Below are 13635 nucleotides of genomic sequence, written 5' to 3' on the forward strand. Positions count from 1 at the left end.
CATTGTATTTTTCATAAATAGGATTCTAGAATGCGATCTGTATATGTCCTATGAAGAATGAAGATAAAGGACTTTTCTCGATAATATGGAACTATATAAAAAAATGATAATAATATAGAAGAAGGTGTCAGAATATGCATACACCGCAACAAGTCAGACAACCGATACAGGCACTTACTCCAGTTATTAGACAGAAATGGAGTATTTGGTGGAAACTACTTCGTCCGCACACCCTAACAGCCTCTTTTGTTCCAGTAGCTATTGGCACCGTTTTAGCCCTGTCTTCTCATCAAATCCGTCTGGACTTACTCTTTATTATGCTCTTAGCAAGTATTCTCATTCAAGTTGCAACAAATATATTTAATGAATATTACGATTACAAGCGTGGTTTGGACCACGAACATTCTTTGGGGATCGGTGGTGCTATTGTTAGATATGGCGCTGACCCCCGGCAAATCTTAGCTGTTGCACAATGCACCGTGGCTACTGCGATCTTACTGGGACTCTATCTTTGCCAGGAAAGCAATTGGTGGCTGCTGCCCATTGGTCTTTGCTGTGCTGCTGTAGGCTATCTCTATTCCGGCGGTCCCTTTCCCCTTTCAGCAACACCTTTTGGTGAGCTGATTTCAGGTACTTGTATGGGACTCGTCATTATTGTGATTTCCTTTTATCTTCAAGCTGGTACTATCACTACCATAGCTGTCATGGGCTCTATATCTACTTCAACATTAATCGGAGCTATTTTAATGTCTAATAATCTGCGTGATTTAGAAGACGATAGAAGACATGGCCGACAAACGCTGGCGATTCTTTTAAAGCGAACCAAAGCAACCTACTGTTTAATCGGAATGTTTATCTTTTCTTACTTATGGATCTTATTCTTAGTGACGATTGACCTGCTGCCCCTTTGGTCGCTTTTATGTTTTATAAGTATACCCAGGGCCTTCCAAGCTTCACGAATTTTTCTTAAGAATACAACTCCAGAATCCCTAGCACCAGCTATGGTAGCAACAGCACAAACCAATACTCTTTTTGGCTTTGCTTTGGTTCTGGGGCTGCTCATCCAGTATTGGTCTTCCCACTATACTATGACTTTATAGCCTCTGCACCCATGAACAAAAAACTCCTGCAGCTCATATCTCACATGAGTCTGACAGGAGTTTTTCGTTTATCATTATTAGTTTTAGCAAAGTACGGCCAAAGCAATGATTTGATCGAGGCTGATCCAAACGATCTGTCCTGGGGTAAATGGAAACGACGGACATGTCAAAGACAAAATCACAAATTCTTGCGTTGTTTTGATTTCATCTTTAGGTTCCCCACAGTCCGTTTGATAGTAGGATTTCTGTTCTTCCCAGCCATGTTGTTGACAACAGCAGTTTTCTGCTTCCTTTTTACTATCATCTTGAAACGTACTTAAGCCATCCACAGAAACCAGTACCTGTTTGGGACTCCTGTTTAATCTGAGCTGAGATTCTTCAAGAACAACGCCAGTAAATACACCTTGCCCATTTACTCGCTTGCAATGTTTGGTGTCGGCAACGGCAGTCGTAAGAATTGTTACTGTCGAACCGAAATCAAGTTTAAATCCATTAGGACGCTGCTTTATCGACAAAATGTTCAACTCCCTAATCATATTTTTGTTTACTTTATTCTATTCAATAGAAATGGGAACGTGATGATTAGAATTTTTTTTGTAAAGAAATTAACACCATTGTAAGGCAGCATTAACCGTTCTTTGAAAATCATCTGGACAATAAAATTTATGTTGTCATATCTAGTTCACAAGTAACGATTACATAACTAGTTTCATATTATAGAGTAAGCAGTAAATTAAATTGTATAAAGGAGAGATATCAATATGGGATTCCCCAAAGATTTTGATTTCGGTGGTTGCCTTCATGTAACCTTAGTTCTTCGTGATTATCAGGTGCTGACTGGGCGTTTTAGAGGCTTAATCGGTGATCGTCCAGGACACGACTGTTGCGACAAAGAACACAAACATGAAGATGAAAAATGTAAAAAAGACGATAAGTACTGTAAACCGCCAAAATTGGATATCGATGTAAAAGTCGAAGAAGATTGTGAATTTATTCTATTAGAGTTGACAAGACCAGCTGCCGCTATCAATCTCAGCTCATTTACCTGTAATATTTTCGACGACATTATTACCGAAATCGATTTTGTTGTATCAGGCACAACATTCCCAGTGGGAACATGCGTTGCCATCAATGTTTGTAATATTCTATATGCAGGTCCGGGTGCCGATTTCTGTGATATACCTTTTACAATTGGTGGAGCCGCTGCTGGCAGCGGCCTAACGATATCACTGAAAAAGTAGTTAAATCATGATGATAGACAATATGCTTGCCAGATACGCTGTTATAAGAAAAGGCATGAAGAAAGGCACTAGCATGTAGTGCCTTTCTTTATTAATATGCATCTCTTTTAGGGTTGAACTCTGCTGCCTCTACCCAATCATTAACATGGTTTAGCATGTCAATAATATTTTCAATCACTTCTACATGTTTTTCTTCTTCCTGCATCAATTTTTCAAAAATAAGTTTTGCTTCTGGCTGTTTTGAATCCTCTTGTAGTTTTCTATAAAGTGCAACACTCTCTTCTTCTTTTAGCAGCGCTGCACGATAAACATCAGATTGCTCATCTTTCAGCTTTGCAATAAGGTCCTTTTCCGGAACAAACGCTTTATCTTTATTTCTAGAGAAAACATTGGGTATGCTGCTTAAAGAAGAATCAGCAATGGAATTAAATGTTTGACTTTGCGCTAACTGAATAATTTTATAATGACGCTGCTCATCCTCTGCAAGACCCTCCAAAACTTTTTTAAGATCATCATGTTTTACTTTCTCAGCCAAATCCCGATAATACTTTTCACCATCTAATTCCATTTGCAATGCGAAATCAAAAATATCCATGATCTATCCTCTCCTATTTTCAGATTATGAACCCATCCTAGGTGAGTAATTTTCCCTAATTTATCCTGTTATTATCCTTTTAAAATAAACTGTTATTACTCCTATTTACCATAAAATACAAAATTCCTGCAAGATGTTATTATTCTTTCTTTAAATGATCATTCTTAAATACCTTCTAGGCCAAGCTATATTTACGATTGATTCAAAAGCGATCATTTAAAACAAACTTATTAATGGCATTCGCTACGCCCTCATTGTCATTGGAATCGGTTATGTAATCCGCCTTTGCTTTTACGATATCCAAAGCATTTCCCATAGCAATACCCATGCCGGCAAATTCAATCATCGATATATCGTTTGCACTATCGCCTATGGTAATGATCTCTTCTCGCTTTAGTTTATAAAATTCCGCCAGCATTGCTACCGCTTTGCCTTTAGAAACTCCTTTGCGGGTAATTTCGATATTATATCTGGAAGAATCAACGATTTCTAATTGTGGCACATTCATTAATTCATTCCTTAAGGCAGAAACTAACGCAGGATTTCTATAAATAACCTCGCTTTTTACAATATTATCTTGCTCTTTATGTAATACCTTCTGCCACTGACCCCAGGAAAATACATACTGCAGGTCCAGTTTGTTGCTCCTTACACCCCATATTTGGCTTCCTAAATAGAAAAGTTTAAACATAATATTACCATAATAAAATTTATGGGGTGTACAGAAATAAGGCTTTATTTGATGTTTGCGAAAAATCTTCAGCAGTTCTAATGATACCTCTGAACCAAGGACATCCTTGTAAATTACTATATCGTTATTTTTTTCTTTTATAAATGCTCCATTTGATGCTATTACTGGAGACTGTACACCAAGAAGATTGGAGTAATATTCTGCATCCGTATACATTCGTCCAGTACTAATGACGATATGAACCCCCAGTTCATGTGCTTTCATGAGGATGTCTTTTGTTCTTTTGGTAATGGTATGCTTTTTAGTAAGAAGTGTTCCATCAATATCAATACAGACTAATTTATATGCCATATCAACACCCCTGCTCCTCTTATGCCTTCAATATTACATGTATCTATAGTATATACAAAAAGCATCCGCATTACGATTTCATTCTCTCTTTGCCTTTATAATCTATGGTATAATGGAGATCTCATTATTTATAATACTTGTTCTTAGGAGGATATGTATGATAGAAATAACAATTCGAAACGTTCAACCAGAGGATTTTGAGCGTGTAGCTGAAATAGAAACGATTTGCTTTCCTGCAGCGGAAGCAGCAACACGTGAGTCATTAAAGGCAAGGATTGCGGCCTTTCCCGAATGCTTTTTTATAGCTGAAAAAGAGGGAGTTATAATCGGCTTTGTGAACGGATGCATCACCAATAGTCCTGTAATCTATGATGAACTATTTTCCAGCACACAGCATCATATACCAAATGGGCAAAACCTAGCTGTTTTTGGTCTGGATGTAATTCCAGAGTACCGTCGCAAGGGAATCGCGGCTCAATTAATGAATCATTTGATCCTGGCCGCTAAGAATACAGGGCGAAAAAGCGTTATTCTGACGTGTAAAGATCAGTTAGTCCATTATTATGAATCATTGGGCTACGTGAACAACGGGCTTTCTAAATCAACACACGGCGGCTCCCAGTGGTTTGACATGACGCTTACATTCTGAGGATCTTACTGATATGTAAATTTAACAATAAGAAGCAATGAGGAAATTCCTTCATTGCTTCTTATTGTCTTTCTATGATAGATATGTAACTCTTGTATTAAAATTGAACGGTTTTAGAATCACCCTTCATCGTGCGAAATGTAGCCTCTGCTTCTTCAATATAAAATAATTCAAAGATAGCATCATCAACACTATAGATTTGGCTTAAAAAAGGTGCAGAATCGAAAGCTGCCTGCTTAGATTGCTTGTTCGTATTAAAAACGGCTTTACCTTTCAAACGCAGCCATTCACCGGTTTGAGATGTTGTAGATACTTCAAAATGTGGATTTGCTTTGAGCTGCTTGTACACATCTTTTTGGTTGCTGGTACCAAAATGCAGCTTACCTTCATAATTCATAACAAACCCGAAGGGCCGTACTTTAGGTATATTCCCATCAACAGTGGCAAGATAAAACGTTGGATTGTCTTTCAGAAAGTTAAGTACTTCATTCATCGCAATTACTCCTTTTTTCATTTTTTTGTATACTTATTATTATACTCCTAAATAATAGTATACAGCTAGTTTTTTCAAAAAATACTACCGTACTCTTAATTTCATTTAGTCTTTCACTCTTACGTGCAATATACGCTATATTTACTTAGAACAATGAAACTTGTCCGTTTTTCAGAGAGGTAACTATGCGATCCTTTACTTTATAATCCGTATAGGGTGGATCAAAGAGCAGAGGCGAATGACGGTCATGCCGCCGCATATTCTGGTAGATCCTATTTTCATTCGATGCAGCATAGCAATAAACACAGCCATGAGAGCAACAATCGTAGGCACCGATATCGATACTTTCGATACAGCCGCAATGCGGTCTTTGATTCAGATCTCTCTTTCCATTGATAGAATACCCGATAATAGTTTCAATTGTTGTTTGATTGATACAGGAAGAATGCATAATACCATAGTTACTAAGATCTATTTTTTCCGAACATGTTTCTAACGAAAGTTTGTGACCTTTTGCGATTTCAGAGAAAGCATAAGCGATCTTATTCCGCTTCTCAAAATCGACTTCCTGATCAATGATACCTTTTGTGCGCTTCTTTATTTTGTCATATAATTCTACAAAGCTGAAAATACATTTTGTTGTGTAGTCCTTAAGGGAACTGCACATGTTGTAAAATTGTTCAAGATGATATTCCTCTGAAAAGCTGCTACTTATAATAACAGGATCATAGCGCCAGATTACTCTCTGCCTGCCAATTTTCTCACTCAATGCCTTAAACCCTTCCGTAATTTTAGTTTTATCCGCCAAGTTCTGCTCTATCCTATGATCATAAGGAGTAATCGTAAATTGAAAATAATAGGAATAACCCATCCCATTGATGACATCCAGCTTATTTAATATCGGCTGGGCATTTTTTGTCCAAAAAACAATGCAATCCACAACATCGGCAGTTAGAGGGACTTTACTAACCTGCTTAGGATTCATTGGGCTCACCGTATATACAAAGCCTTCTTTTAAGCGATTCACAATCCAATCAGAATAGAATGCTGGAATATCGGTGCGTCTGCTGGCACTTATAATCAGTTTCTCTCACCACCAATAGCAAAATTTTCGTATATAATCAATCTTTCTATAACTATAAGTATTTGCCAAATGCTAAGATTAACCTGCTTCTATTTAGAAGCTTACTTTATCCAAAGTAAAAAGAGTACACAAGCAGCATTACGCTGTTGTGTACTCCTAGTAGTCGTCTCCTTACAGATTCCCGATTTGCGCGGCTTCTCCGCCTTGCTGGTCGAAAAAATCTTCACTAAATTATCTATAGTTTTAACGCAGACGAGGAACTAAATTGATTTCTATTCTAACTCAATCGTTACCTGTACAGTTGCTCCTACGGTTACCTTTCCAGCTGGAATATTCGGTGCTGCTCCGTCGCTAGAGGCTTTTAACATCCTGCTTTCCATCATGACCGGGCGATAAAATACACCTGATTCATTTACGAGTGTTACATTCGCAACTCTTTTATTCAATGCTGCGGCAATTACGTCTGCCTTTTTCAAAGCATCTCCAATAGCATCTCTCAATGCTTCATTTTTGCTGTCTGTTTCGTTTGCTGTTTCAAATCGAATGGAGTTTATTTCATTAGCACCTGCATTTGTAATTTCATTCACCAAAATTCCCACATTATCAATTGAAGTACGAATTTCAAGGGTATTGGTTACACGGTATCCTTCTAATTTTGGTAACTTTTCTTTTTCATAGTTATAAACCGGGTCAACTTGGTATGTATTGGTTTTGATTTGCTCTTGTGTAATTCCCTGCTCTTTTAAATTAGCAAATACTTGATTTGCAATTTGAGTATTATCATTCTTTGCTTTTTCCAGCTTGGCGTTCACCGAGTTGATGGAAAAAGTAATCCGCGCCACATCAGGATTAACTTCTTTTTGGCTGTTTCCTGTTACCTGTATCACTGTTTTGGGAGCCTCATTTGCAAAGACTGGGACGGCTATTAATACACTCATCGCAATTAATAAAATAATCTTTTTTAACATTTCATATACCTCCAATAATTTTAACCTTCTAAGCAGCAAAAGCCATTTCTTGCTGCCCTTCTATAATGTAAAACGTCTTACTCTGAAATAAGTAACGGCTTTTTTTCTACTATTATTCTTTTTTTATCTTCAGCTTGTCTTTGCCGATGATCGTCCCATTCTGGTCAATAAAGGTGATCTTCATCGTACCTTGCCCTTCAATAAGGCTGCGATCAATCGCAACGTAATCATCTGGATAGATGATATTCATCGTAATAAACTGGTCAGGATGCGGGCTTTTTGTATGGACATATACAGTCATATTCCTGCCGCTTACTGTTACTTTCTCAATGCCAATATCCGATTGCGCTGAAGACGCTCCCATATTTGCAAATAATATAAGCTTATTTGTAAACTTTGATTCTTTAAACTGATTTACTATTTCCTTTGAAATACGATTGTTATAAGTTAACCGTCCATTATGATTGTCAATGGCAGTAAAAGACATCTCTTGCGGATACTCAGACCGATAGAATTTCCAATCTTTATACTTGTTCGTTTTAAACAATACCTTTGTTTTTACCGATTTATCAGAGGTATCACATTCTGAAGGGCTAGCCAGCTCTATCTTGCTGGTATTTCGATTTATAGCTTCTGCACTGGCAAAAATGGATGATTCCAAATCAACTGTTTTCACAGCAGCATCGACATAACTGGGCATTAACATCTGCATTCCAATGGAAGTCACAATCGCTGCCCCTGCCGCAAATTGTTTTAAATTCCTGTTCATCTTTTTCCTCCTTATGACGATTTAGTCATTCATAGATATAAACGTAATATAATCCAAAAGGTAACGGATTGTATTACGTTTATTTACATTATGGCTTTATTTCTTTTACCGTTAAAGAATCGGCAATCTTTTGCAGTTCTTCTGCTGATTTTTTGCCTTCAATTGTAATATCATATTTGTCAACCTTCACTGTGATACTGTTCATACTTTCTCCTGCCTTTTTCATAAAAGGTTCCATTGCTGCACTTTCTACAGTATCCTGGGCTGTGCCTTGTTTTATCTTCGCTTTACTCTTTATCTGATTATCATCTGACATTTTTTGAGTAATGATAATTTCATCATTACTCCCTATATGATAGACTTGCTGCACAACTCTGCGGACATCATCTATCTTTATAGACTGTGCTTCCAGGTTCGGGATTACCACCATTGTATCAATTTTAGACTGATTCTGCTCTTCTGCTTTAGGAGAATCAACTATCTTCTCATCCATGAATAATCGTCTTTGCCTGGCTATCTCTTGAGGTGCATCTTGCTGAAGAGCAGCTATCTGATTCGATTTGTCCTCTTTGGGCGGTGCTTCTGTTCCTTGGAATATTTCTGCAATTACCTTCGGCAGCGAATCAGCAGCCTTTTTGTCTGTCATATTAGAGTTGGAAGATTCCTCCTTCTGGTCTGCTTCCACCTGTTTGGAAGTACTTTCCTCCCTCGGTTGTGCAATATCCAAATTAGCAGCTTGATCCGTAATCGCTGCGAATTGCTGCTTTTCTATGCTATCGTCTGTTGTCTGTGCACTATTAGAATTAGGTGTCTGCGGCAATAAGAATTGTAGAAAACCAGCTATAAATACTGCAGCTACAGTACCAATAACACCACCATACAGCCAATTTTTGCGCCGTTTTATCTTTTGTGCCCCTAATTCTGCCGACAACGTATCGGCCATTTCACCAATTAATCCTCTTGGCAGCTCCTCTTGCTGATAAGACTGTTTAACAGCAGCAGCTAGCTTTATCAATTCCTTCACTTCCTCATCCTGTAGAGCAGACTGTTTACCATCATGTAACTGATCTAAACCTTGTGAAAGTTCTTCTTCCTGATCATATTCTTTATCTTTTAACATCCGCTCCACCTCCTCATTGTAGTATGCCGACACGTAAACACATTTTTCGTAAATTTTTCAAAGCTCGCTGCTGAAGCATCTTAATTGCTGACTCCGTCTTATTCATCTGCATGGCAGCATCATGAATGGATAATCCTAAAATAATTCGTAATTTTATCGCCTGACGCTGCTCCTCTGGCAAACTTTCAACTAAATTGACAATCTGCTCTTGTCCTTCCATACGCAAAATATATTCTTCAGGATTCTCCCTGCTATCAATAATGGCTTCCTGAAATTCAGTAAGGTTAACAATCTGAGGTGCTCGCCCATTCTTACGCCAAAAATCAGTCACTGAATTTATGGCAATTCTCGCCAGATAGCTTTTAAATGGTACATCAAGGATTTTATATCGAGGTAATGAGCGAAATGCCTTCATAAACGTTTCCTGGGTCAAGTCCCTTGCATCATCCTCATTACCGGTCTTACTATATATAAGTCTATAGACCGGCTGCCAATAATGTAAAATCAATGTATTTAGGGCTTCCCGATCTCCATCTTTTGCTTTTGTAATTAATCTGTTTTCATCGGTCACGTAACAATCACCATCTCCTAAGTAAAAAACATTCCCTATCTATCCTAACGTTATAAATGCCCAAAAAGTAACGCCATCTTTTAATACTACATTTCCCCAATCCTACTTATCGTATAAAAAACAGCTGCATTAAAAGAAAAGACATCATCTCTACTACCATATACTCCAAATTCTATTCAATCCCTGCACACCCTTTTGTCATTGCATACGGACTGAAGGAATTGGGATTGCTTCGCTATGCTCGCAACGGCCATGAAATAAATCATAGGAGTGTCAGAAAAGACATCCGATACTTTTTTAAGGAGCTTTTTTGATAATGACAAACAGAGCAAATAGAACGATTTAACCGCAGAGACGCAGAGGGCGCTGAGGAAATTTTTAACCCTATCTATCTTTTCTCTGTGTTCTCTGCGTCTCTGCGGTTCGATTATTTTTTTCCACGCATTTTCTATACCCTTTTTAAAGGGCTTTTCTTGATAATGACAAAGAGAAAAGAAATCTAACCACAAAGACGCAAAGGACACAAAGGGTTTTATTTTTTGTGCACTCCTTTGTGGTTCATAAAATCTTTTCTACCTATAAAACTTATACATCCAAATAGATACTATAATAAAAGTGCCTACAGTATTGAACTGAAGGCACTTTTATATACGGTTCGTAATGAGCTGCACAATAAAGTCATTTAAAATCGATATTCTGAATGCTGTATTCTGCTATGATTTTTTTTACCTGTTCCATTTTTTCTGCATCAGGTGTGCTGAAGCTTTCCCATCCCTCACGATCTAAGGCATTCATCTTACTATGCCCAAGCGAATGATAAGGAAGAAGCTCTACACCAAGAATCCTGGTATTTTCCTGAAGAAATTGGCACATTTGTTCAATATTCTTTCGATCATCATTCACCCCGCTGATTAAAGGTACACGAATGATAACCTCGTGATGTTTCTGAGAGATTCTAAGGACATTCTCAAGGATTTTCCGATTACTAACGCCAGTCAGCCTTTTATGAACTTCTTCATCCATATGTTTAATGTCTATAAATACAGTATCTAATTCTTTAATACTATCTTCTGCATCTTTCCACTCAAAATATCCGCTGGTTTCAACCGCAGTATCAATTGCAAGCCTTTTACAAGCTAGAATCAGTTCTCTCAAAAACTCACTTTGAGCAAATGGCTCTCCTCCAGAAAAGGTAACTCCCCCTTTCGATTCCCGATAGAAAATGCTGTCTCGCTTAAGGATCTTGATGACTTCCTCTACTGTCATTAATGATCCGATCATCTTCTTTGCGCCATTGGGGCAGACTTCACAGCAATCACCACAACAGCAGCATTTCTCTCTGGCAAAAGAAAGAGGAATGCCCCCATCCATTGGAATTGCCTGATGATTACAAGCCAAGGAACATTGTGCACATCCTGTACATCGATCCCGAAAGTATAAGATTTCAGGATTGATATTCCAGGATTCAGGATTAGCACACCATTTGCATCGTAAAGGACATCCTTTTAGAAAAACAGTACTTCGAATTCCATCACCATCGTGAACTGACCATCGCTGAATTTGAAATACACTGCCAGCAATCTGATCACTATCCTTCATAGGATCACGCTATAGACTTTCATAGGTTGTTCTTTCGATAATTGCATCTTGCGCTTCCCTGGAAAGATTAACAAATTGTGTACTATAACCTGCCACCCTAACCAGCAAATCTTTATAATCATTTGGCTGTTCTTGTGCTTTTCGTAATATTTCCGTGGAAATAACGTTAAATTGAACATGAAATGCACCCAGAGAAAAATAAGCGCGAATGATAGAAGCAAGGTTCTTTTTGTTCCTCTGCGTTTTTAACAGATCTGGCGAAAATTTAACATTCAGCAGAGTACCTCCGGAATGTACATCATGATTGATTTTAGCAGCAGACCGCATCGCAGCCGTTGGACTGGTAATATCCGTGCCGGCATGCGGCGATACCCCTTCTGTTAAAGGAGTCATGGATTTCCTGCCATCAGGGGTTGCACCAATAATACTTCCTGCGGGGATGTAATTGGAAATCCCCATGAATGCAGAGTTAAATGGCGATCCAAAATAATCCTTATAGGATTTAATTTCTTTATTATAAAAATCAGTAATTTCTACAGCAATACTGTCAACTTCATCTTCATCATTACCATACTTAGGACAAGCCAGTACGTCTTTTCTCATCTCTTCATACCCCTTCCAGTTGACAGCCAGTGCTTTACCCAACTCTTCTAAGGTATATTTCTTTTCTTCAAAAATCAACTTTTTGATAACGATCAGAGAATTAGCAGCATCAGCCACTCCGATTCCAGTAATGACTGGACCAACATTATATTTGGCTCCCCCTTTACTCAAATCAACACCTTTATCCATACAACCATCTACGAGCATAGAAAGATAGGGGCGAGGCACCATTTCTGCGTGTATTTGCTGGGCGGTTACCGTTCCGATGACAGAATGCTTAATCAAATGAGAAAGCTGCCGCAAAAAAGCCTCTTTAACCTCATCATAACTCTTAAACGCAGCAATATCTTTTTCCAGAAGTCCCATCACTTTGCCGGTGATCCGGCTTTTTCCGCTGTTTAGGGCATATTCAACAGCAGCAGCTAAATTTAGATTAACTGCTGAGGTCCATTCGCCAACTTTTCTAAAATGAGGTACTACGCAGCCGCAATTACTCCAGTCCCGTGCATCCTCCGGCGATAATCCTGCAGCCAAGAGCATCTGGGAACCAACCCGATCATTGTGAACTGCCGGAAATCCAGTTCCGACACTAATAAGATCACATACCGCCAATAAAAATTCATCAGGACTGTCCGGATGAATGCGCACACTAAGTCCAGGCTGGTGGGTTTTCACATTTTCCGTAGCTTTTAAGCACATATACGAAAGTTCGTTGGTTGCATCTTTTCCATCTCTCGTTCTTCCGCCAATGGTTAAATTTTGAAACGAATTGTAGCCTGCAAAAAATTGAGCCGTATTGCTTGAAATTGCCCAGACCCATTCAGAAAGTTTCAACCAAAGGGATTCGATTAATTCTTGTGCCTGCGCTTCATTAATAATCCCTGCTTTTACGTCATGAGTAAAAAAAGGATACATATATTGATCAAATCTGCCCAAATTGAGAGCTAATGAATTCTCTGACAGTATAGAACCTAGCTGTGTAAACCAAACCATTTGAATTGCTTCATGGAAGGTCTCAGGAGGATACTGCGGAACTTTTCTGCAGATCCGTGCCACTTCCAAAAGTTCGTTTTTCCGTTTGGAATCCCTCTCCTCTTCTGCCAATTCCAATGCGTTATCGGAATAGCGGTGAGCAAAAGTAATAATACCGTCACAAACTAAGACAGCAGCCTTGTAAAAATCAATTTTTTCCAGTGCCTCTTTGGTGGTAGGCTCTAATTCTTGTATACAATTTATTGCATGCCTCTTTAGCTCCTCAAAACCTTTTTTGAAAATAATATCTTGATAGTCCGCAGTAATTTCACCAACTGCACTTCTCCACTTAGAATCATTATCGATAACACCTGTATCAATTAAAAGTTTGGCTGTTTCGTCGTTAATTCGTAATAGGAATGTTTCTTCCAGTGATTTGCCCCGCCAGTAAGGAAAGATCTCCCTTCGAAGGATCTCTTTGTCTCCTTCGTTAATCTGATATTGATCCTGGCTCCGAGTACTAAAAGAATCCATTTCCTGCTCAACCCATTTCCAGGAATATTCCGGGCAGACAATTCCTGATCTTTGAAATTCGCCAATTGATCCTATAATGAGTTCATTATCAAAAATAGTGATTGGAATACTGCTGCATACAGCATGAAATGCTTTTGCTCTTCGAATAATCACCGATTGCCCCTCTGTTTCCTTGTGGGATTGAGTAAAAGCAACCGCCCGATGAATACTGATCGAAGGTTTAGAATGAATATAGGATTGTTTAAACTTTTCAATTCTGTGACTGGACATTTTGCTGCCTCCTATCAAAAAATAG

Annotated in this window: 14 protein-coding genes; 3 read left to right on the forward strand and 11 right to left on the reverse strand. The window is 38.4% G+C overall.

The window, feature by feature from the left end; translation table 11 throughout:
* Nucleotides 1-134: 134 nt before the first annotated feature.
* Nucleotides 135-1100 carry a 1,4-dihydroxy-2-naphthoate polyprenyltransferase gene (locus FR7_RS16295; RefSeq protein ID WP_007933367.1) on the forward strand — a complete coding sequence of 322 codons (966 nt, stop codon included), beginning with the start codon at nt 135-137 and terminating at the stop codon, nt 1098-1100.
* 83 nt (nt 1101-1183) lie between these two features.
* Here the strand turns inward: FR7_RS16295 and FR7_RS16300 are convergent, their stop codons facing one another.
* Nucleotides 1184-1615, reverse strand: a complete 432-nt coding sequence (locus FR7_RS16300; protein WP_007933369.1) for a hypothetical protein — start codon at nt 1613-1615, stop codon at nt 1184-1186.
* A gap of 246 nt (nt 1616-1861) precedes the next feature.
* Between FR7_RS16300 and FR7_RS16305 the strand changes: the two genes are divergently transcribed.
* Nucleotides 1862-2341 (forward strand): hypothetical protein, encoded by a 480-nt coding sequence (locus tag FR7_RS16305; RefSeq protein WP_007933371.1) that lies wholly within the window; start codon nt 1862-1864, stop codon nt 2339-2341.
* A gap of 91 nt (nt 2342-2432) precedes the next feature.
* On the opposite strand, the gene FR7_RS16310 is transcribed toward FR7_RS16305, so the two are convergent.
* The gene (locus FR7_RS16310) at nt 2433-2936 is read right to left on the reverse strand and encodes a ferritin-like domain-containing protein (protein WP_007933373.1); all 504 of its coding nucleotides are present in this window, start codon (nt 2934-2936) and stop codon (nt 2433-2435) included.
* Nucleotides 2937-3138: 202 nt separating this feature from the next.
* Nucleotides 3139-3978, reverse strand: coding sequence for a Cof-type HAD-IIB family hydrolase (locus tag FR7_RS16315; protein WP_007933375.1), 840 nt, complete (start codon nt 3976-3978; stop codon nt 3139-3141).
* Between the two features lie 157 nt (nt 3979-4135).
* Here FR7_RS16315 and FR7_RS16320 point away from each other — a divergent pair, with 157 nt between their 5' ends.
* Nucleotides 4136-4627 carry a GNAT family N-acetyltransferase gene (locus FR7_RS16320; protein ID WP_007933377.1) on the forward strand — a complete coding sequence of 164 codons (492 nt, stop codon included), beginning with the start codon at nt 4136-4138 and terminating at the stop codon, nt 4625-4627.
* A gap of 97 nt (nt 4628-4724) precedes the next feature.
* Here the strand turns inward: FR7_RS16320 and FR7_RS16325 are convergent, their stop codons facing one another.
* From FR7_RS16325 to FR7_RS16365, 8 genes are all read right to left on the reverse strand, one after another.
* Entirely contained in the window at nt 4725-5120 is a 396-nt protein-coding gene (locus tag FR7_RS16325; protein WP_007933378.1) for a pyridoxamine 5'-phosphate oxidase family protein, read from the reverse strand.
* Nucleotides 5121-5265: 145 nt separating this feature from the next.
* Complete coding sequence (locus FR7_RS16330; protein ID WP_026084561.1) at nt 5266-6204, reverse strand: DUF1848 domain-containing protein; 939 nt, start codon at nt 6202-6204, stop codon at nt 5266-5268.
* Between the two features lie 272 nt (nt 6205-6476).
* Nucleotides 6477-7172 (reverse strand): SIMPL domain-containing protein, encoded by a 696-nt coding sequence (locus FR7_RS16335; RefSeq protein ID WP_007933380.1) that lies wholly within the window; start codon nt 7170-7172, stop codon nt 6477-6479.
* A 112-nt stretch (nt 7173-7284) separates the two neighbouring features.
* A complete protein-coding gene (locus FR7_RS16340) occupies nt 7285-7941 on the reverse strand; it encodes a protease complex subunit PrcB family protein (protein WP_007933381.1) in 657 nt (218 codons plus the stop codon).
* Between the two features lie 88 nt (nt 7942-8029).
* Complete coding sequence (locus FR7_RS16345; protein ID WP_007933382.1) at nt 8030-9061, reverse strand: hypothetical protein; 1032 nt, start codon at nt 9059-9061, stop codon at nt 8030-8032.
* A gap of 13 nt (nt 9062-9074) precedes the next feature.
* A complete protein-coding gene (locus tag FR7_RS16350) occupies nt 9075-9632 on the reverse strand; it encodes an RNA polymerase sigma factor (protein WP_007933383.1) in 558 nt (185 codons plus the stop codon).
* 678 nt (nt 9633-10310) lie between these two features.
* Nucleotides 10311-11231 carry a glycyl-radical enzyme activating protein gene (locus FR7_RS16360; RefSeq protein ID WP_007933384.1) on the reverse strand — a complete coding sequence of 307 codons (921 nt, stop codon included), beginning with the start codon at nt 11229-11231 and terminating at the stop codon, nt 10311-10313.
* 9 nt (nt 11232-11240) lie between these two features.
* Nucleotides 11241-13610: a glycyl radical protein gene (locus FR7_RS16365; protein WP_007933386.1), complete on the reverse strand. Its 2370-nt coding sequence runs from the start codon at nt 13608-13610 to the stop codon at nt 11241-11243.
* Nucleotides 13611-13635 lie beyond the last annotated feature (25 nt).

The organism is Pelosinus fermentans DSM 17108 (assembly GCF_000271485.2).
Classification (GTDB): Bacteria; Bacillota; Negativicutes; order DSM-13327; family DSM-13327; genus Pelosinus; species Pelosinus fermentans.